Origin of the sequence: Paraflavitalea pollutisoli, from assembly GCF_029360705.1 — a bacterium.
Classification (GTDB): domain Bacteria; phylum Bacteroidota; class Bacteroidia; order Chitinophagales; family Chitinophagaceae; genus Paraflavitalea; species Paraflavitalea pollutisoli.
Window position 1 is genome coordinate 2,360,705 of the sequence record NZ_JARKMX010000008.1, and the last position, 21,100, is coordinate 2,381,804.

13 protein-coding genes are annotated in these 21,100 nt (G+C 53.2%); 3 read left to right on the plus strand and 10 right to left on the minus strand.

Going from position 1 to position 21,100, the window contains the following annotated elements; genetic code table 11:
- Positions 1 to 31: 31 nt before the first annotated feature.
- The 4 genes from P2W70_RS23080 to P2W70_RS23095 are packed head-to-tail and all read right to left on the minus strand — an operon-like array spanning position 32 to position 12,546.
- Positions 32 to 3,406: a non-ribosomal peptide synthetase gene (locus P2W70_RS23080; protein ID WP_276483899.1), complete on the minus strand. Its 3,375-nt coding sequence runs from the start codon at positions 3,404 to 3,406 to the stop codon at positions 32 to 34.
- A gap of 1 nt (position 3,407) precedes the next feature.
- Complete coding sequence (locus P2W70_RS23085) at positions 3,408 to 9,977, minus strand: non-ribosomal peptide synthetase (protein ID WP_276483900.1); 6,570 nt, start codon at positions 9,975 to 9,977, stop codon at positions 3,408 to 3,410.
- Positions 9,974 to 12,001 carry an AMP-binding protein gene (locus tag P2W70_RS23090; RefSeq protein WP_276483901.1) on the minus strand — a complete coding sequence of 676 codons (2,028 nt, stop codon included), beginning with the start codon at positions 11,999 to 12,001 and terminating at the stop codon, positions 9,974 to 9,976. Before P2W70_RS23090 ends, P2W70_RS23085 begins: the two co-directional genes overlap by 4 nt.
- Positions 12,002 to 12,039: 38 nt before the next feature.
- The gene (locus P2W70_RS23095) at positions 12,040 to 12,546 is read right to left on the minus strand and encodes a UpxY family transcription antiterminator (RefSeq protein WP_276483902.1); all 507 of its coding nucleotides are present in this window, start codon (positions 12,544 to 12,546) and stop codon (positions 12,040 to 12,042) included.
- Positions 12,547 to 12,792: 246 nt separating this feature from the next.
- Between P2W70_RS23095 and P2W70_RS23100 the strand changes: the two genes are divergently transcribed.
- Positions 12,793 to 13,557, plus strand: coding sequence for a 4'-phosphopantetheinyl transferase family protein (locus P2W70_RS23100; protein WP_276483903.1), 765 nt, complete (start codon positions 12,793 to 12,795; stop codon positions 13,555 to 13,557).
- Between the two features lie 5 nt (positions 13,558 to 13,562).
- Here the strand turns inward: P2W70_RS23100 and P2W70_RS23105 are convergent, their stop codons facing one another.
- The 6 genes from P2W70_RS23105 to P2W70_RS23130 form a co-directional block, all read right to left on the minus strand.
- Entirely contained in the window at positions 13,563 to 14,306 is a 744-nt protein-coding gene (locus tag P2W70_RS23105) for a hypothetical protein (protein ID WP_276483904.1), read from the minus strand.
- Positions 14,307 to 14,325: 19 nt separating this feature from the next.
- On the minus strand, positions 14,326 to 15,462 hold the full coding sequence (locus P2W70_RS23110; protein WP_276483905.1) for a galactosyltransferase-related protein: 1,137 nt from the start codon (positions 15,460 to 15,462) through the stop codon (positions 14,326 to 14,328).
- Between the two features lie 37 nt (positions 15,463 to 15,499).
- On the minus strand, positions 15,500 to 16,366 hold the full coding sequence (locus P2W70_RS23115) for a hypothetical protein (RefSeq protein WP_276483906.1): 867 nt from the start codon (positions 16,364 to 16,366) through the stop codon (positions 15,500 to 15,502).
- Between the two features lie 6 nt (positions 16,367 to 16,372).
- The gene (locus tag P2W70_RS23120; RefSeq protein ID WP_276483907.1) at positions 16,373 to 17,095 is read right to left on the minus strand and encodes a class I SAM-dependent methyltransferase; all 723 of its coding nucleotides are present in this window, start codon (positions 17,093 to 17,095) and stop codon (positions 16,373 to 16,375) included.
- Between the two features lie 32 nt (positions 17,096 to 17,127).
- The gene (locus P2W70_RS23125; RefSeq protein WP_276483908.1) at positions 17,128 to 17,934 is read right to left on the minus strand and encodes a glycosyltransferase domain-containing protein; all 807 of its coding nucleotides are present in this window, start codon (positions 17,932 to 17,934) and stop codon (positions 17,128 to 17,130) included.
- A gap of 212 nt (positions 17,935 to 18,146) precedes the next feature.
- The gene (locus tag P2W70_RS23130; RefSeq protein ID WP_276483909.1) at positions 18,147 to 18,686 is read right to left on the minus strand and encodes a hypothetical protein; all 540 of its coding nucleotides are present in this window, start codon (positions 18,684 to 18,686) and stop codon (positions 18,147 to 18,149) included.
- Between the two features lie 675 nt (positions 18,687 to 19,361).
- Between P2W70_RS23130 and P2W70_RS23135 the strand changes: the two genes are divergently transcribed.
- Positions 19,362 to 19,991, plus strand: coding sequence for a hypothetical protein (locus P2W70_RS23135; protein WP_276483910.1), 630 nt, complete (start codon positions 19,362 to 19,364; stop codon positions 19,989 to 19,991).
- Between the two features lie 68 nt (positions 19,992 to 20,059).
- On the plus strand, positions 20,060 to 21,007 hold the full coding sequence (locus P2W70_RS23140; RefSeq protein ID WP_276483911.1) for a hypothetical protein: 948 nt from the start codon (positions 20,060 to 20,062) through the stop codon (positions 21,005 to 21,007).
- Positions 21,008 to 21,100: the final 93 nt, after the last annotated feature.

Consider the following 21,100-nt stretch of genomic DNA (forward strand, 5'->3'; position numbering starts at 1 on the left):
CACTGTTTATCGGTTGACAGGCTACCTTCCATCAGATCTCTACCTGACGCAGGTGCTTTCGATTGGCTTTCTGTTTATGTTGATCCTGCACAAAACTGATCTGCAGGGCAATATTTTCGATGGTAGGTTCCTTGTAAAATTGTTGAATATGTATGCGCACGGAATAGTGGCGGTGGATCCTGGCGATGAGCTGCATCATTTTGAGGCTGTGTCCGCCCAACTGAAAGAAATTGTCCAATACCCCCATGACCCGGTTGCCCAGCAATTCGTGCCAGAGCTGCAGCAATTGTGCTTCCAGTTCGTTGCGGGGCGGTACCGTAGTATTGGAAGACCAGCCTGCGGCTTCTACGGGTGGCAGTGCCGATCGATCGACCTTTCCATTCAGCGTCAGCGGCAGTTTATCGAGTAGGATAAAATGAGCGGGGATCATGTAAGCGGGCAACGACTTCGCCAGCCAGGCACGTAGTACGGGTGGCGCTACCCCGGCTCCTGCAACGTAGGCAGCCAATGCCTGATCGCCACCAGCCTGTGGGACTGGCAATACGATGGCAGCTTCCACGCCGGGACAGGAGCGCAACACGGCAGCTATTTCGCCGGGTTCTACCCGGTAGCCACGTATCTTGACCTGGTCGTCCTTGCGGCCATGAAAGGTGACCAACCCGCCGGCCACCCAGCGCCCCTGGTCGCCCGTGCGGTAAAGACGTTCGCCCGGCAGCAATGGATGAGGAATGAACTTTTCGGCGGTCAGCTCGGGTTGATTATAATAACCACGCGCCAGCCCCACGCCCGACAGGCATATCTCGCCCAATACCCCTTCGGGTACTGGTTGACCATAGGCATCGAGCAGGTAACAGGCCGATCGGCAAAAGGGCCGTCCCAATGGTACAGGAGCAGACAACTGACCGGGATCGAGACGGTTGATCAACTTACCGATGGTCGCTTCTGTAGGTCCGTAATGATTGTATACCTGGCAAGCAGCGCCCGCCGACCTGATCAGATCAAGTACATCAGCCGTAAGTACTTCTCCGCCAAAGATCAGGCACTTCGACGGCAGGTATATATTGTCCGGCAGCTGCAGGGATTTCCAATGCGAAGGAACGATCTTGATGCAATCGAGTGGCTGGCGAAAAAAAGCCGTGGCATCCATCAGTTCGGCTGCGGAAAAAACATGCAAGGTCCCGCCGGTGAAAAGTGCGGTATAGAGGATCGTATTGCCAAGATCTGCCGCAATCGTCGACACCAGTCCAAAATGCTGGCAGTCGGTAATGTTGGTAACCTCGCGTATGCCAAATGAATAATCGACCAGGGCCCCGTGCTCTACCATTACGCCTTTGGGACGCCCGGTAGATCCGGACGTGTAGATCACATAAGCCAGGTGATCTGGCCGAATGCTGGCCGGCAGATACGGCGCAGACGTGATATTTCTGTCGAACTGATCGATGGCGATCTTATGTCCTGTATAATCAGCAAGACCATCGAGGTAACAGACAGAGGTGATCAATACACCCGCCTGACAGTCGTGCAAAATGTATTCGATGCGGTCGGCCGGGTACTCGGGATCAACCGGTACATAAGCGCCGCCCGCTTTTAGTACCGACAGGATGGCGATGATAGCATCGGCGGAACGATCCAGCAGGATCGCCACCAGGCAATCGGGGCCGATGCCCTGTAACTGCAGCAAACCCGCCAGCCTGTCCGATTGCTCATCAAGCTCCTGGTAGGTGTATCGTTCATCACCAAACACCAGCGCAAGGGTATCTGGCGTCTGCTTCACCTGCGTAGCAAAGAGATCGTTGAGCGTCACAGCTGGTGGTTCCACCGCTGCCGACACATTCACGCCTTCCAGCAACCGCCTGCGTTCCGAAGGATCCAGGTACGGCAACCTGCTGACAGGGGCGGTTGGGTGATCAACGACCGAAGCCAGTAATTGTACCAGGTGCCTGCCCATGCGGGCAGCGGTATCCGGCAGCCAGGTATCGCTGTTATAAATCAAGGTGCCTGTTATCTCGTCGCCTTTGTCGACAAAATGGAAGGTCCAGTCAAATTTGCTGCTATATTGTTTCTCCGCCTCGTAGGCAGTTACCCGTAATGGCCCCGGAAGCTCCTGCCCGTGGCGTTGTATCAGGTCATCATCCTGCACAGACACCATGACATCGAACAGGGGACTGCGGCTCAGGTCACGCTCCGGCTGCAACTCGTCGAGCAACAGATCGAACGGGTAGGCCTGGTGTACCTGTGCATCGAGTACCGTTTGCTTTGCAGCGGCGAGCAGGGTTAGAAAATCCGTTGCCCCTTCACACCGGCTGCGCAATACGACGGTATTGAGGTAGAGTCCCACCTGGTGTTGAAACGCTGCCTGTTCACGCCCCGATGCCGGTGTACCGATGACCAGTTCTTCCTGTGCCGTATAACGGTACAGCAGCGCCTGCACCAAAGCGAGCATGGCCATGAACAGGGTACACTCCTGTTGCCGCACCAGGGCTTTACAGGCGACCGTCAACTCCGGCGGAATCGTGACAGGCACAGCAGCACCGTTGTACGATCTTACTGCGGGCCGTGGCCTGTCTTCCTGCAACGAAAGTATTGGCAGTTCACCGCTCAATTGTTCCATCCAATAACGACGATGCGGCAGGTAAGCGCCCGACCTCAGTTGTTCTTGCTGCCACCAGGCAAAATCCTTGTACTGTAAAGCCAGCGGCAGCAACAGACCGGCTTCAGTTCCGGAAACATAATACTGCATCAGGTCGCGGACCAATATCTCCATCGACCATCCATCACCAATGATATGATGTATCGTCAGTTGAAATAGCCACCGTTCGTTGTCTACCTGCAACAGGTTTACCCGCCAAAGCGGTCCCAGCTCCAGGTCAAAGCCGGCTGCTGTTGCCGATCGAAAAAGTTTGCTTGCACTCGTCCATACATCGCCATCACCACGCAGATCGGCAAAGGACCAATCAAACCCGGCTTCATCGACGGGCGCTATAAATTGTCTTACCTCCCCGTTTTCCGTTTCAACAAAACGGGTCCTTAAGATTTCGTGTCTTTCCAGGAGCTGGCGAAAAGCCACTTTCAAACGGCCTTCATCCAACCTTCCTTCCACCACGTTCGACAGCGACATATGATAGGCCGCACCGCTCCCCAAACGATGCAAAACCCAGATCCTTTGCTGCGCAGCGGAAAGCGGATAATGGTCGGCAGCAGGGGCAGGCGGTATGGCCGCCTCCTCGCCCAACGGCTGCGTCAGCAACGACAGAATGGTCGTTTTATGTGTACGCAGCAATCCTACTTCGGCTTCTGACAACAGGTGGATATTGCCCTGCATTTTCAATTGCCTGCCAGAATCATCGGATGTAAAATGAATCCCATGTTTCCTGCAAACGCTCAGTACATCCAGCAATGCTTTCATGCTAAAATATTATCTCGTCTCCGGTTCCGGCCGGTACTTCGTGCCGGGTTTCCATCCAGCGGATCGTTTCTATGTAATCGGAAAGATGCTCTATCGTAGGATCGATAAAGAGTGCTTTGAGGTCGATCCGCACCCCCATGGTCTCATGGATACGTGCCACCACCCGCGTGGCCTTCAGGCTATGCCCGCCGAGATCGAAGAAGTTATCCCGGATACCGATGTTCCTTCTGTCCAGTACGGACTCCCAGATAGCCACAATAGCCCTATCGGTCTCATTGCGCGCAGGCAGTTGCGGCAGCTCATCCGACCCTATATCGGACGGCCGGGGCAAGGCTTCTTTGTCGAGTTTGCCATTGCTGTTGATCGGAAATTGATCGAGTTCGATCAGGTAAGAGGGCACCATATAAGCGGGCAGCAGGTCCGTCAACGATTTTCGCAACTGGCTGGTTCCTTCAAACGCTTCAGTAGCAATGAACCAGGAAGCAAGCTCATAGTCACCACTGTCGCTTTTCAACGGCAATACGACGGCATCTCCGATACCGGGCTGGCCAAGCAGCGCGTGTTCCACTTCAGCCGTTTCGATGCGGTGGCCACGGATCTTCACCTGGTCGTCGCGCCGGCCGATGTATTCAATATCCCCGTTGGATAAGATGCGCGCAAAATCGCCGGAGCGGTACATGCGCGCGCCTTGCTGAAAGGGATGTGCTATAAATTTCGTAGCGGAGAGCTCGGGTTTGTTCAGGTAACCGCGTCCTACGCCCGCTCCCCCCACACACAACTCACCGATGACGCCAACAGGTACCTGCATCAAATCACCATCGAGTACAAAACAACTTACGGTAGGCATAGGGATACCGATATTGCTGCGGTTCTCTGTGATCTCCAAATGGGTAATTTCTTTATACGTAACATGCACGGTCGTTTCCGTAATGCCATACATATTGACGATGCGACAGGCCGGTACCGCCTGGTGCCAGCGTAGCAGCATAGCAGGCAGCAGCGCTTCGCCGCCGAAAATGAGGTATCGCACGGCCACGTTGCGATTCAGTTCGCCACCATTGACCTGCAGCATGCTGCGGAAAGCAGTCGGCGTTTGGTTCAGCACCGTGATCTGTTCCTGCACCAGAAAATCAAAGAAGGCGCGCCCATCCCGGGCAATGTCCGCGGGCACCATGACCAGCGTAGCGCCATACAACAAAGCGCCGTACATCTCCCATACGGAGAAATCGAAACAGTAGGAATGGAACATCGACCAGCGATCGTTGGCCGTGAAGGCAAAGCGATTGCCTTCATGATGGAGCAACCTGGCCACCTGGCGGTGTTCTATCAACACGCCTTTGGGATTGCCGGTTGTGCCAGAGGTATAGATCACATAGGCCAGTTGTTCTGGTGACACCTTACGCGCTTCTCCTTCTCCCGTGTCATCCAATCGGGTAATATCCAACAGGATTCTGTCGCCGGCCACCTGGGCAACTTGACCACGCTTGTCGCTATCGCACAAAATGATCGCCGGATCGGCATCCTGCACAATGTAGGAGATCCTTGCCAGCGGGTATTCCGGATCGACCGGTACATAAGCACCACCAGCTTTCAGGACCCCAAGAATAGCGATCAGCATCCACTCGTTGCGGTCGAAATGCAATACTACCAGATCTTCCGGCTGCAACGCATACTCCCGGATCAGTACGCCGGCAAGCTGACTGCTGGCCCTGTCCAGGGCACGGTATGACCACCGTTGGTCACCCACCACCAAAGCAATATGGTCGGGATAGCTGGCCACAGCCTGCGCAAACAGACTGACAATGCTGGCGGTGGGATCAAATGCAAAGGCAGTCTGGTCCGCCTTCGCCGTCAGCAGGGCAAATTCATCCCTGCCCGGCAGCACAATATCCCGGATACGTAGTTCCGGTGAAGCGATCAATTGCTCCAGCAACCGGTTCAAATGCCCGGCCATTCGGTCGATCGTACTGGCCTCAAAAAGGTCGGCATTGTATTCGAGCATGAGCAGTAGTCCGTCTGCCTGTTGGGCATAAGAAAACTGCAGGTCGTATTTGGCAACACCTGTCGGCAGGGCAATCGGTTCCAGGTAAAGACCCGGCTCCAGCATATGCTGCGTCCCATTACCCGGGTCATCGGGATTCATCAGGATCACCAGCACATCAAACAAGGGCGAACGCGAAAGATCCCTTTTGATGGCCAGTTCTTCTACCATCGTTTCGAATGCATAGGCCTGGTGCTTCCAGGCAGCGAGCAGCATTTCCTGCTCCCGGCGCACCGCATCGGTAAAACGATCGGCACTGTTTACCTCCAGCCTCACCGGCAAGGTATTGACATAAAAACCGATCTGATCATGCAGTTGCGGATGCTCTCTCCCGGCCACCGGCGTACCAATCACGATATCGTGCTGGCCGCTGTATTTTTTCAACAGCACCCGGGTGGCAGCCAGGAGGACCGTGAACAGGCTCGCGTCGCACTGGCGTGCCAGCTGCTGCAAACCGCTTTCAATAGCAGGAGCAAAGAGGTGTGTACGGCGTTCACCGCGGTATGTTTTAATGGTTGGACGGTTGTGATCAGTGGGCAACTCCAGCGCAGGTGCAGGCGACTCGAAGAGGCGCATCCAAAACTGCCGGTGTTGCTCCATAACTGAAGACAATGCGCGCGAGCGCTGCCAAACCGAATAATCTTTGTATTGTATACTTAGCTGGCCGGATAGTAGTCCGGCATCTACAGACGAATGGTAAGCAGCCACCAGGTCCTGCAAGAGGATGCCCAGCGACCAGCCATCGCCGACGAGGTGGTGCATATTGAAAGACAGGAAGTGATTATCACGTCCCTGCACAATCGCACAGCGCAGCAAAGGGCCGGTACCGAGATCGAAAAGCGTGGTCCATTGTCCGGCGATCCATTGCAATACCTGTTCGTCGTCATACGCAGGAAACGGCATTTCCGTTACCACGAATCCTATCTCTTCAGCCGGCAACACTTGCTGTACCGGCACCCCCTCCTTTTCAACAAACACGGTCCGCAAGGACTCGTGGCGCCTGATTACCCCTTGAAAAGCCCGCTGCAGCCGCTGCACATCCAGGACACCTTTGATCCTATAGACTGCCGGCATATGATAGGCCACGGAAGCATCCGCAAACTTCGTCAACACCCACAACCGCTCCTGGGCCATCGAAATGGGATAATACGTTTGCTCTACGGCCTTCCCGATCGGCTCAACGCTGGTGATCGGTTTGGATTCCAGTAGCAATACCTGTTGCCCGATGGTGGGGCAGGCAAAAAGTTCGTTGAGACTTACTTCCCTGCCCAATTCCTTCATGAGCAGAAACCTCAGTTTCGTGGCCTTGAGGCTATGGCCACCCATATCGAAGAAATTATCCGTTGCACCAGGGCTAACAGGCCCCAGCACTTTTTTCCACAATCCTATCAGTTGGTAATGCAGGGAGGTGAGTGGTTCTGCCCGCGATGGTTCCAATAAATTATCAGCAACCGGCTCCGGCAATCTTTTCCTATCCACTTTCCCATTGCTATTGAGCGGCATCACGGGCAACAATACCCACCAGGCAGGTATCATCGGTGCAGGCAGCAGGCCGGTAAGATAGGCTTTCAGCCGGGAGGCTTCCAGTGACGCATCTCCCTGAACATACGCAACCAGTTCCTGTTCATCCTGCACAGTGCGGGCCACCACCACGGCCTGCTGAACCAGCGGATGTAGTTCCAGCTTCGCTTGTATTTCGCCGGGCTCGATGCGGTAACCCCTGATCTTGATCTGGTCATCGACCCGCCCTAAAAACTCCACCATCCCATCGGGGGTCCATCGACCACTATCTCCGGTAGCATACATCACCCTACCAGGTTCAAAAGGATCGGCCACAAACTTCTCGGCGGTTAAAGCCGGCCGGTTCAGGTAACCCTTCGCTACTCCCTGGCCACTTAGCCATATTTCGCCGGGTACACCGATCGGTTGCAGTTGCCGGTTGGCATTCAGAATATACAATCTGGTATTATCGATCGGCACACCGATCGGAACGAAATCATACCGGTCGGCTGCGAAACGATAAACGGTGCTGTAGGTAGTATCTTCCGAAGGTCCGTATAAGTTCCTGCAGGCGAGGTGCGCCAACTGCGGGGCCTGCCTGAACCAGCAAGGCACCGGCTCGCCGGCCACATTCAGTGCAGTAACAGCCTGCCAGTCCATGTCTGTTTGCAGCAGGTGCCGCACTACGGAGGGCACGGTATTCAGCATAACCGCCTGGTCGAGCGGCAGCATATCGGGTATAGACATGGCAGTAGGCAGTAAGCGGATCGCCTTTCCCTGCATCAACGGAAACAAACATTCGAATACCGACAGGTCGAAACAGAACGATGTAGTAGCGTATAAAACATCAAAGCGCGTATCGGCATATTCACGGGCAGCCCATTTCAACAGCGCTATAGTATTGCGGTGACGGATCTCCACGCCTTTGGGCTGGCCGGTAGATCCCGAGGTATAAATAACATAGGCGGTATGCTCACGCAGATCGGGCCAGGAAGCAGACAGCCCTGCCCCATCACCTGCCAGTTCGTGCAGATGAATAACACGACCCGCATAAGCGGGTGGCACGCAGCCAAGGCCGGCGTCATCAGCGATGATATAGGGCAACTGCGCATCTTCTATGATGTATTGAATGCGGGCTGCCGGATAATCCGGCTCGATGGGCACATACGCCGCTCCCGCTTTTAATATCGCCAGAACACTCACCACCAACGATGCCTTACGCTCGAGCATCAATCCGATGAGGCAATGGCCCGACGGGCTGGTAATTTCCCGTAGCCGTGCAGCTGCCGCATCAACAGCCTGTTGCAGTTGTGCGTAAGTGAGGGTTGTTTCGCCGGCGTACAATGCCGGCTGATGGGGAAAATGACGAAAGGCCGGCTCCAGCAATTGCAGGATATGATGCTCTCCGATGTGTTGCACCGGAGCATTAAAGACCGACAAGATCTGCTGCTGCGCTACCGGTGTCGTCAGCACGACCTGTGCGAGGGGCGTTTCCGGGTTGTCGATCACCTGACCGACCACGTGCATAAACAATTCGAAAAGTTGAACAATGCGCTGCTTCGTAAACAACGCAGTATCGTATTCGATCTCTACATAGAACCGGTTGTCGGGTTCATAGTCGAGGTTAAAGGTCAGGTCGAATTTTGCCGCCATCGGAACAGCTTCCGCCGCCCCCTCGGGGTACAGGTATTGTTGCAGCAAGCTTAGTTGAAAGCCATACTGCTGGTGTTTATTGACACTCCCCTCTCCGATCGCGGCATCCTGTACAGCCAACATCACATCGAACAGGGGATTCCTGCTCAGGTCTCTTTTGAGTTGCAGGTCTTCGACGAGCTGATCGAACGGATATTCCTGGAACTCGAACACCTTGAACGCGTGTTCTGACAATTGTTTCAGCCATGCCAGGAAAGACAACGCTTCCTTCACCGTAGACCGGAATGGAAGCGTATTCACATAAAGCCCTATCTGTCCTTCCAGGTCAAGATGATTTCTGCCGGAGGCGGGACTGCCGATCGTGATATCTGTTACCCCGGTGAGTTTACTGAGCAGCAGGGACAGTGCAGCTCGAAAGAAGTTGAAGGCCGTTGCATGATGCGCTTTGCAAAAACCGGTAACCCGGCCATGCAGGTCCTTACCCGGATAAAACCGGATGACGGCTCCTTCGAAGGTGCGGATGGGTGGCCGGGGCTTATCTGCCGGCAGTTCAAGTGCCGGTGGCAGTTCGGCAAACTGGCTTTCCCAGAATTGCCGCGCCTGTAGGCCTTTGTCGCCCTGCACACGCAATTGATGCCATTGGCAATAATCCTTGTACTGTATACTCAGCGTTTCGGCTACCGGTTTATCGCCTTTGCACAACATTTCATAAGCACGCATCACTTCGGGCACCAATACAGCAATGGACCATCCATCGCTGATGATATGATGTATACCGAAGACCATCGCCAATGACGTATCGGCCAGTCGGTACAGCTTAACCCGGAGGAGTGGTCCGCTCGTAAGATCGAAATGCCAGTAAGCAGCTGCATCGGCGGCAGCCTGCAACGTAGCATGCTGGCCCGTATCGTTGCTGATATCTGTATAGGCAATAGTAAAGGACAGGTCCGGAAGGATCACTTGCCGCAACTCACCTTCGCGCTCGCGAAAGACAGTGCGCAGGCTTTCATGCTTTTGAACCGCCAGCTGAAAAGCCTGCTCCAGGCAGGTGATATCGACGGCTCCCTGCAGGTAAAAGCTGCGAACAATATTGTAAGCGGCGCTGCCCCCCTGCAGTTGACTGAGTACCCAGATCCTTTGCTGTGCATTGGAAGCCGGATAATCAGCTTGTAGCGGTATGGCAGGTATGGGAGCAAAAGCCCGCTGATCCAGGGCTTCGCGCAGGAAGTTGCGCAAGGCCTCTTTGTTGTGTCGCACTTCCTGCAGCAACGAAGCCGGCAGGCTTGCCGTTTCGCCTACCAGGCGTAGTTGATCACCCACTAAACGGGGTATCACCCTGTACGTCTTTAAGGCAGCAATGATTTCCCAGGTATTCATATGGTGATCTGTTCTCCGGAAGTTTGCTCATTCTTCAGCCATAGCATCGACTCGATCATGTTGACGAGACTACTGAAGCTGTTATGCTGTAGTACTTTGGCAATATCTATATTGATACCAAGTTCCTTATTGATGAGGTTGACGATTTCGGTGGCGCGCAGGGAATCGATCCCGATGGACGTCAGCTCGGTGGTATCTACCACACCATTTACCCCCTGCCATCCCACCCGGGCACCGATTACTTCAAGCAGGTAATGACGGATACTTTGGTCATTGACCTGCTGTAACAATTGGCCGGCAGCAAAGCCAGGCCGGTGTTGAGTATCCGCCAGGGCCGATCGGGCAGCCAATACATTGAAACCACCTTGTAAATACTCCTCCCGGCATTTCACCCGCTGCAATTTTCCGCTCGTGGTACGCGGGATGCCCAGCGGTGTCGTCAATACAATGTCTGCCGGCGACAATCCAAACATACCTGTCACGGCCATATCGATGGCAGCCATCACGGTGACTGGGTCGATCTCCCTGATGCGGCTTCTCCTGATCTCGGCAACAATCACCCATTGGTCACGGGCAGCATTGATGCAAAAAACAGCCACCCCGTTGTGCTCGATCGCTTCGTGGCAGCCTTCTACCAACTGCTCAATATCGTATGGGTATACATTTCTGCCGCGGATGATGAGCATTTCGGTGAGGCGTCCATTGACGAAAAGCTGGTCATTGTACAGAAACCCCAGGTCACCGGTACGCAGGTAGCGCTGGTTGTCAAATTCATAAAAAAAAAGGTCATTGTCCTTGTTCCAGTAACCTTCCGTAACACTGGGACCACCGATGCAGATCTCTCCTTCTTCCAGAACGGCGCAGCGACGCGCAGTCTCAGGCGCCACGATCCTGACCTCCATACCCGGCAGTATACTGCCGGAACTCACAACCGGCCGGGCATTGTTATCACTGGCATCCGATAGCAGGATGCGGCCCAAAGGACCGCGTGCTTCCTGCACGTAAAGTACGGGCGGCGGTTGCCCCTGCCGGTGACCGGTTACCAGTAAAGTAGCTTCAGCCAATCCATAACAGGGTTTGAAGGCTGCTGCATCAAAACCAGCCGGACCAACATGCGCCGCAAAACGCAACAGGGTATCGTGCCGTATGGGCTCCGATCCATTGTAGGCCACTTTCCAACTGGATAGGTCCAATAGCGCCAGGTCGGCTGCTGGTATCTTGTCTACACAAAGGTCATAGGCAAAATTGGGTCCTCCGCTGTGGGTGACCTCGTACCGGGAAATGGCCTGTAACCAGCGGCGCGGATGTTGTATGAATTGTATCGGCGCCAGGAGTATGCAGGTGCATCCGCAATAGATAGTATGTAAAATATTACCGATCAATCCCATGTCATGGTGAAACGGCAGCCAGGAAAGGATCACCGATTGGCTATCGCATCCGAATGTATCCCGGATGAGTGCCTGATTGTGCAACAGGTTGCTGGCCGTAATCACGACCCCCTTGGGCTTTCCGGTCGACCCGGAAGTATATTGAATGAATGCCGTGTTATGGTACCGTGGCTTTTTATTGACGGGCACATCGATCGTCTGGTAAGCAACATCCGTAGCGATGATGGGTATTGCACACCGTTTAAAATAATCCGACAAACCAACCCGCAGCTGATCGATGGAAAAATGCGCGCACAACACCGCCGCTACATCGGCATCCTCCATGATGTGTTGCAGCCGCGCCATTTGTCTGGAGCCCCGGGCAAAAGGTACAGGCACCGCAATGATGCCCATGTATTGACAGGCCAGGAAGGACAGCAGAAACTCGAGCGTATCGTGGTACACCAGTAATACCCGCTTGCCATACAACTCCTGCTCACTCAATTGAGCAGCCAGCGTACGCACCCACCCATCGACATCCTGGTACGACACCCTGCGCTCAACCGCCTCCCCATCCTCAAGTATAATGAAAGCAGTAGCAGCTGGCCGTTGCTCGGCGTGCCCCATGAGCCGGTCAATGATCGTCGGTATACCCATCTTTATAATTAAAGCCCTTTGGTTGAAGTAATGCTGCCTTACATAGCAACAAGGTATTCCTGCGGCAAGGACAGCAGGAGGTTGCGCTGCAGCAGATCGACACGCACGAGCAACTTGCTCTTGCCATGGTATTGTACGACCTCGCAATACAGCCCGGTCAGTGATCCCTGACCAATCAGGAGCCGGCGCCCGGGCAGGAAGCGCTCATCCGACACTTCGATGTCCTGCGCCTGCGCTGCAGCCAGTTTCAAATTGGCGATCACCGTATCGCTTACGCGGGCGATCTCTTTGCCTGTCTTGATATAGTACAAAGAACCTTCGGCATCGAGACCCGCATAATAGCCCTGCATATCAGTCAGGTAAATGAAGACATAAGAGGGAAACAGCGGCTCATCGATGATTCTTTTACGATCATGCCAGTTGCGTAATTTCTTCTGCGTGGGTAGAAAACTATCGATCTTCCTGCTCGTCAAATGAGCATGTACTTTCTTCTCATGCCTTGGCATGGTATAGATCAGGTACCAGCCAGATTGAAATCCTTTCATGTCGGTAATTTGAAGGTAACAGGTATAGCTATCGCTAAGGCAAGTAACGTTGCCGGTAGATCAAAAACTTTTTATTCAGGTAGTAATGTGGGAGATGCTAAATAGTTGTTCACGCCGGCGAGCCCGCCGTTGACGGGATCATAGTACAAGAGAAGACGCGATCATTATGAACAAATTAATTCAATATTGAAAAGATGGCGCTTAGTAACGTGCGCATTTCTGAGTTCGGTTTTTACTAAAAGCATTTTGCTATTACATTATACGGTCAACCGCAGGGCAGTGACGGCATCGATGGGTTATATTTATAAGTATTCCTTCCTCGAAAAAGTAAAACACAGCGCGATGTGTATACATATCTACTCAATTGAGTTTCGCCATCCTCTACCGCACAACCTGCTGCACACACTGCTGATGGCATTGCCAGGTGGCCTGCGGGAAAAAGCACGCCGCTACCGCCGATGGCAAGACATGCACAGTTGCATATTGGGAAAACACCTGATCTCCTTCGCACTGCTCGAAGCGGGCTATCCGGCCAACCTCCGGAACCTGCAATACACGGCACATGGCCGGCCCTACATCGCACAGGCGCCGGACTTTAACATTACCCACTCGGGCAACCGGGTCGTTTGTGTTGTGGCAACGTCGGGCGCTGTGGGCATCGACCTGGAGGCAGTCCACGCCATAGACATTCATGATTTCCGGGATCAGTTTACCAGCGCAGAGTGGCTGCACATCGTTGACGCTACCGATCCCATCCAAATGTTCTACCACTACTGGACGGCAAAGGAATGTTTATCAAAAGCGGATGGAAGAGGAATGAATATACCACTGGCACAGATAGATCTGTGCAACGGCGCCACGGTACAACTGGAAGACAGGTCCTGGCATTTACAAAGCTTATCGGATTTCACCGGCTATGCCTGTCATCTTGCTACAGAAGACCTCCACAGCGAAGTGGTGGTGGAAGAATACAGTGCGGAAGACATGTTACTGCTGTTACCACAATGCTGACAACACTATTTTACCGGATGATACAATTTGTTCTTCACGGGTCCTGCTTCCCGGAACACCGGCCGGTACCGATAAGTACGGTAATCATAGAAGCGGTCTTTGAACCCGGGCGGGGTAAACCTGCCCCGTCCACCGATATCGAGCAGGGTAAATTGGTGATGATACAACAGCGTAGGCAACAACACTTCGTGATGGCCGCTCCAACCGGTCGTAAGTGACTGATGAATAAAACCCAGTGCGGCCGCCGACATCCGGTACACCGGATTGAATGAACGAACGCGCTGCTCCCGCGGAATGTTGTGATCGGGATGGTGCAGGGTATCCCAGTAGTGCCAGTGCGGCAATTTGGGATATAGCTCCAGGCAGGTACTGAGCAGGTCGGCCTCGGCAGCTACCAGTTCATCGAAAAACAGCTGCCAGTTGCCCGTAAAGAGTGCATCGTACTCGATATACCAATAGTATTTATGCTCCGGATGCTGCAAATAGTATTGCAACAGGGGAAAATGATTGCTGCCCGGAACCAGCGTGGCGGCAATCGGCTTATACTGCAATTCCTGCAGAATAGCATTGGTGAACGCGTGATGAGGTATTCCATCAAGTCCATCAGGCATAGTATCACCGGTTTGGTGAAACAACAGCAAGGCCTCACCATAGGCACTGGCTGCGTCCCTGATCAGTTGGTATCGTTTCAGCACCTCTTCTGAAAACACATGGGTAGTGATCAGGAAGACGTGTTGTGCATGTTTCATATGTTGCGACACGTTGATGTTATTTTGATGAGGGAACCTGCAAAGCGCTCGCTGCCGCTTTGCGTGGTCGCTTGCGCACAGCGGTATTCACCGCTACACGGTGGAGCCGGTTATTTTCTTCCAATACGGTATAGTTGCCGAATACGTTCCTGAGCCACAGCACCCTGTCCAACAACCACGGATCCTCCACGGCATAGTAGTACACATCGCTGTCTGCTATTTTCATCACATCATAACGGCTGTTGAAAACAGGCGATAACACGAAGCCACTGCCCTGCGCGGGATGAAAGCATAGCAGCTGCTCGTTCACAGCTTCTTTCCACCGGCCACCAGGCTGCGGCTGCCACGCCAGCAAACAGGAATCAGCTGCGCGGACAAATAACCGTTCATAACTGTCCGATTGTTGCCTTTCGGGCTGCACCAACGTAGCACTATCATACAGGCCATTGGCATGCAGGTACAGCAATTCAGACTGAGCCGGTGAGCAATACCGGATATAGAGTTGGGCAACCTCGCTGCCGGCAGGGGAAAAGGAGAGCCCTTTGCCGGCCAGCGGCAACTGCTGCCTGCCTTGCAGGGTAGCGGGTATCGGTAAAGGCTGCACACCTGCGCGAGCCAGCCGGTTGAGCAGGTCCTGGTCTTCATTACCCATTCCCTGCATGCGTTCATCATAACCGCCCATTGCCAGCAAACGTTTCCTGCCCGTACACAATAGGCCGTACACTGTAACAGGTGGATGAACATGGGTGGCGGTGTGTAATAGTGCCAGATCGGCGTGCAGGCAAATCGCCTCATCGCTGACGCCCGCCCCCAACAAATAAGCATTAAGGCCAGCAACAGCAACCTGCCAGGGGCTGATAAAACAAATGATCTCCCCTTTGGCCAATACGGCTGCCCTGTTTTTTGCCTGTGCATAAGAGATGGTTTCATCGGCGGGTATCCGTTTGTACCTTAAGGCAGGAGGGTAATGCAGCGTAGCCCGCTGCTGACGTACCCACTGTTCCATTTCGTCATCCCCCGAAGCATCCAGCAATAAGTACTCTACCTGCTCGTGGCCGAGCAGGTGCTGTACGTTGGCGGGCAGACTTTTTTTCCAAAGCTGATCGTCGTGCAGCCAAACGGTGCAAAAGGATATCCTGATCGGTTTTCTGGTCATGTCGATTCGCTTATAGATGTACCGTTGTTACACGGCTTCAACTCGCAACCACTTTCCTTAAAAAATAAAAGGCGATAAACTTCATACCGGGCGTCAGTCCGAGGTGGCGGTCGATGAGCCCTGCCAGTTGCCGGTAGGGCTGCCTGGCATCGGCTGATCCACAGGCAGCGAGCCAGCCACGGCAGATCATTGTCCAGTGGACTATCCATACCGGCTGTCGTGGACTGTCGGCCAGGATAGCCCGCGACACCTCGAACAGTTCGTGCCGGTACTCCTCAAAGGCATGGTGAATGGCCAACCAATCGACTGGCGCGCGATCCTGCAACAGGTTATCCTGCGAAGGCACTAGCAACTCATCCCAGCCAACCTGGCCGGTAGCGCAAACCTGGCTCATCAAGCCGAGGTAGAATTGAAAAGCAAGCAGTACGAGGGCCTGTTCGCTGACCTGTTGCACGGAAAACACTTCCATGATCAAGGTCGAAAAAGGTTGTTGTAGCTGGATATCACCGGCAAAGCCTGCCAGCAACTGCCCGGGGGCGTACAAACCGTAGTGTGTTGTATAGACAGCATAAGGTGCGAACAGGCCATCTGCCCGGCATACGATTTCCTTATCCAGGCCCGGCGCCTGCGAAAAATAGGTTTTGAAATGATCGTCAAGCTCAACAGCGATTTCCCGGGCATGGGCAGCGGGTACAGACAACAGCAAGCGCAGGTGATCGCCGCCTGCCGCATCGATCGCCAGCAGGTAATGATGCAGGTGATGATTACCCGTAAGACGCTGGAGCAGCGGTTTGATTCCCTCCGCCAGCAGGCGTCGAAAACGTTCTTTATAGCAAAACAGTGAGACAGGCAACCACAGCCCATCCACTTCGGAAACCCGGTGCGGAGCAACTGACGATTCCATATACATTCAACATTTTATGGGTTCGGTAAAAAACACTTCTCCAATTCGCGTATAAGCCAGCGTATTCCCCGCATTGATGAATCTGATTCCGTATTCATTTTTCCAAAGCTCGATAATGGATTGCTCCCCACTGCGATTGGCATCGTCAAGGTATAGGGAATAATGGGGCAGCAGTCTATCCAGGATGAACGGCAGTGCAGGATAACGTGCTTTTTCCCTGCCCTGTTGCCAGGCAGGTGGTCCATCTACAATGACCATGTCAAAACGCCTGTCATCAAGTCTTCTGCTTAGCAGATCCCGATCATACCATTCATTGCCATCAAGGCCAAGAACAGAATCCGTCAGTGGAGCATGTATCACTTCCGCGCGATCGCCGAGCCCTTCCCGGGTGAGTTGCTCCTGCAATACACCACACCACTCCTCATTGTGCTCGACCGATATCAACCTCGCCTCCAGCCTGTTCTTCTTCAGCAGACGCCCGATGAGTATTGTCGAAACGCCCGATCCAAATTCAATGATACTTTTTCTCCGGTTCACAATGATATCGTTCAGGATGTGTACCAGGCAATATGGCCTTAGGGACGCACCGGTGATCGGCAAAAAAGGATAATCCTGCAGTAACGGCTGCAGCAAACCAAGCGAATAGATATCGTCAAGTTTTTGAGCGCCGATCGTTACGTTTTTTGCCAGGTAGGCGCTTACGCCCGGAAGGTTTTCGTGATCAAGCATTTTTTCAGTTTTTGTCTATAGAAAATGAAGCATTAGCCTGATTGCGAAGAACGATCGTGTTCATAAATAAAAGCAGTCTGCCTGGAGGAAGCGACTTTACTGAATACCATATCGATCAGGTCAACATCCATGAGCCATTTGGAAGCCCCGTTAAAATGTGCCTGCGCGGGCCTGGTACCGGCCAAACAACTGTACAACCTGCCCTGCTCCACCATAAAGTTCTTTGCAAACCATTGTTTCAGATTGTGGTAGTAGGCAACGGTGTTCCTTTCTATACCGGAAGCCGGCGCGTCCTCCCCAAAGGGCGGAGAAAACGTGTGAAAGATTTCACAGGCCGTATCCAGGCCGACCAGGTGCTGGTTGTCAAAAAAACGTTTGGTCCATACGTACTGATTGCTTTCGGGAAAACGATCGCCTGCGACGGGATTGACTGCCAGCAGGTTTTTGATGACTCCACAACGACCTACAAATCCCCCGCTGTTGAGAAACCTGAATGGCGAATTGCTGGGAGGATATTCACTGGCAAGACTGCTGTCGGGCCAGCAGCCTGCTTCCGCAGAAAAGACCAATTCCTTTCCCATGCTTTCAAATTTGGCAACAATCTCCTCCTCTCCTGCAAGCATGACCGCATCGTTGCCATCGGTAAAGAATATCAGTTCATCGTCGGGCACCGCTCGCACAAGGTAGCTCAACAGGAGCTGATCTTTGATGCGATTGGAAGGAAACGATGCACCTGCGTGAACGAGCACAACCATCTCCAGCTGGTTAATGATACAAGACAGCCTGAGCAGATTGAATCCGGGGTGTCCGGGATCGTTTATTACAGTAACTATTTTCATGCTGCAACATTTTATGGGCCATTCCTTCTTTAGTACCGGGAAGGCATTACCTGCAAGCGTGAAGGCACAGTACGTTTCCGCAAGCAATGGAGGTCCAAATTAGGGGAAGCAGGTTGCAGCAAACAGGCGGGAATACGAATTCGTCCTGCGGTTTTTGCGAAACTTTTGGAAATGGCCCGACAGCCTGTGCGCGCAGCAGCGTCGGTTGGCCACTATTGCAGCTTCTTTTGCGCGTTGAGTTCGTGGATGAGTGTGGGTGTATTGCGCCGGTCAGTGATGGTGACGCCAGCCAGCGTACCGGGATACCCCAACGACATGACCACCCTGTTTTCGGTATAAAACCCAGGAGTTTTAGGCCACAGCTGCATGGTGATCGATTGGTCGCAGGAGGAACTGGAGTAGTTGGGTTTGTTCACGAAATAATACACCACGTTATTATTGAGTGTAATCGCCATCGGCTGGTTGTCTTTCAGCTTACTGAGCCGTTGCCAGGCGGCATCGCTGACCTCCCAGTAACGATCTTCGACCGAGTAGCTGATGATATCGTTGTTGCCGACGATGGGGCTACTGCTCAGTTTGGCGTTGTCGGGATCGACCTGGCATTTGCCGGCCAGCAATGTCGCAGATTCAAGTTCGTAGAACGCCACCTTCCCTTTTCCTGCACGGGCATCACCGTGCTCGTCATTGTCTTTATCACAGCCAGCAAAGGTCAATGTCAGCAATAAGGCGAGGGCAGCTAGTTTGGAGGGCATACAGCTCATTTTGCCTGGTGACCACATAAATCGCCCGACTGTTGCATGGCTGGTATCTACGGCTTACATATCATTTATTGTACTATCTGCCTATCGACTAATATGTATGACATATACCTCTAATCTTGGACGGCGATTTCGGGGCTGCTGCCAGACCGGTAAATGCCCGAAAAAGGCCAGGTTAAAACTGACCATTTTTCCCGTTAAAACACAGTTTATGGGTCAGGATTTCAATTTCTGAAAAACTGACAGCCTGAAAAAAACTAAATCCTTTTAGTGACCGGGTCTTAAACGCCTGTTCTCCCCGCCGGCCAATCCGAGCTCCAAGGCCGTCTTTTGGCCGGATGTTTCTCTGGCTATGCTCTGCACATGCTCTAAACACTCTCTGGTGATCCTCTCCTTTACAGAGCTAGCGCAGAGCATGTGCAGAACATGTGATGAGGAGGTGCAGAGGAGCGGCCGAGAACCCATTATGTATTACATAACAGGCAATTGAGGTGTTGTGTTGCGGCGGCCTCCGGTCGCCCAAACAGTCTTCCCGGGCGACAAAGGACCAACAACAGCCGCTTCTTCACGCATTTTTAACAGCCTCGTTGGTTGCATCTACACAATAATCGACAACTTGCTGTTGTGCCACCCACTCATTAAATTCGTGGCTTATCCAAATTCCGGACTATGCGTATCTTTTTGCCTCTCTTCTTATTGATCAGCACCATTTGTCTTGCGCAGGATGAAGAATTCCGCGACTTCCGCAACAGAAAAGACAATTTCAACAAGATCAGCCAGAAAGATATCCGGGCCGATATCTCCAATTTTACCATGGCCGGCATCGATGAAAGCATCAGCAAACTCGGACTGAAAACCGTGCCCGTAAAATCTTTCGGCAGCGATTATATGACTTTCGATAATGGTAACATCAAGGTAACCATTAAGACCGGCGTTTTCAACGAGACGAAGCACAAGATCATGCTGGAAGAAAAACATGTGGTGAAAATAGACGGCAAACCCTACTACGGCAATTATGGCGAGATGCCCCGCATCACCATCGAAGAAGTGTTTGTGATGGTCGGCAAAGACACGGTGCAGATCCCAAAAACAGCTTATTTCGACCTGTACGAACCAGCTTTCTTTTACACGGATAAAGACGGCACCTCCAAAACCCGCAATGGCGTATTCCTGTCCAACGATGGCAATACCTTCTACATCTACATGCTCAACACCAACCACAAAGGCAATGAGTACACCTGGGTCATCCGCAACAAGCAGTTCCTGCGCCGTGTGGTCGACTTCGATGTATTGAAATAGTCATGTAGTGGGTTGCCCCCTCATTTGAGCGATTACAGCGCAGCTTAATTCGACGCACCTTCGTTTACATGCAGCAATCCTTTGCACAACGGTTGGGTTCGGTAGCCAGGTTCATAGGCTCCCTGCTACTCACTGTCGTTGCAGGAGGACTGGCCTGGTTCTTTTACCAGCAACACCTCGACCAGCAACAATACAACCAGGTGATACGCGAAGGCACGCGCGTAGTGGTCACCACCACCGATGTCAACCGTGCCTCCCGCACCAGGACGGACGCCTTCATGAACGTCGCCTACATCAGCTTTGACTATCAGCAAAAGGCCTATACGATCCGGTATCACCAAGACAGCAGCTGGCTGAGCACCGGCGACCGGGTAACCCTCTATTACCATCCGGGGCTCGATCGATTTCGCCAACCCAGGGGCTATGGGGCATTTAGCAGCAAAAACCGGCAATCGAAGCTCATCGGCTATACTTTTCTGCATGGGTGGAATGCAGAACGCAAATGGCTGGTGGCCACACTCGCGTTGACAGCCATATTCGTCATCCTCGCCTGCGGGCTGCTGGCCATGATTTCCGGACTAAGCATATTCCGCCTGGTGGGCCGCATCATCTTTATCGGCCTGCTGCTGACTGGCGTCGCCTACCTCAGCTACAATAGCTGGCGTTACTACCAGTACTACCACCAGGTAAAATCCGGTGGCAAAGAAGCAACCGTACAGGTATTGAGTACCAGCCGCCACGCCGTATCGCGCCGCAGCTCCTGGTGGTATACTTACGAAGCCACGGTGCTACACAACAAACAGGAACGCGTCATTCCCATCGAAGAGTCCGAATACGACCGGTTGAAGCCCGGCGATCCACTGCAGGCTTATTACAACCCGACGCTCAACGATATGATGTCGGTGAACCATACACCCGACAACACCAACCTGCTGGCGGCCGCGTTCGCCGGTCTGCTCCTGATCATTGTTGGCTGGCAGTCTGTGAAAAAACTGCGCCGCCAACGCACTGCCTGATTCTTTTTGACAATATTTATCGCGGGTGAATTATATTTATGACGCCGGTAAGGATGCCGGCCACGGTTGCCCATGATCCTCCCACGGATCGAT

Excerpts from the sequence above, each read along its gene's own strand:
- P2W70_RS23115 (WP_276483906.1), bottom strand. The coding sequence starts at position 16,366 with ATGGAATCGTCAGTTGCTCCGCACCGGGTTTCCGAAGTGGATGGGCTG.
- P2W70_RS23085 (WP_276483900.1), bottom strand. The coding sequence starts at position 9,977 with ATGAATACCTGGGAAATCATTGCTGCCTTAAAGACGTACAGGGTGATA.
- P2W70_RS23140 (WP_276483911.1), top strand. The coding sequence starts at position 20,060 with ATGCAGCAATCCTTTGCACAACGGTTGGGTTCGGTAGCCAGGTTCATA.
- P2W70_RS23135 (WP_276483910.1), top strand. The coding sequence starts at position 19,362 with ATGCGTATCTTTTTGCCTCTCTTCTTATTGATCAGCACCATTTGTCTT.
- P2W70_RS23105 (WP_276483904.1), bottom strand. The coding sequence starts at position 14,306 with ATGAAACATGCACAACACGTCTTCCTGATCACTACCCATGTGTTTTCA.
- P2W70_RS23090 (WP_276483901.1), bottom strand. The coding sequence starts at position 12,001 with ATGGGTATACCGACGATCATTGACCGGCTCATGGGGCACGCCGAGCAA.
- P2W70_RS23095 (WP_276483902.1), bottom strand. The coding sequence starts at position 12,546 with ATGAAAGGATTTCAATCTGGCTGGTACCTGATCTATACCATGCCAAGG.
- P2W70_RS23110 (WP_276483905.1), bottom strand. The coding sequence starts at position 15,462 with ATGACCAGAAAACCGATCAGGATATCCTTTTGCACCGTTTGGCTGCAC.
- P2W70_RS23125 (WP_276483908.1), bottom strand. The coding sequence starts at position 17,934 with ATGAAAATAGTTACTGTAATAAACGATCCCGGACACCCCGGATTCAAT.
- P2W70_RS23080 (WP_276483899.1), bottom strand. The coding sequence starts at position 3,406 with ATGAAAGCATTGCTGGATGTACTGAGCGTTTGCAGGAAACATGGGATT.
- P2W70_RS23130 (WP_276483909.1), bottom strand. The coding sequence starts at position 18,686 with ATGCCCTCCAAACTAGCTGCCCTCGCCTTATTGCTGACATTGACCTTT.
- P2W70_RS23120 (WP_276483907.1), bottom strand. The coding sequence starts at position 17,095 with ATGCTTGATCACGAAAACCTTCCGGGCGTAAGCGCCTACCTGGCAAAA.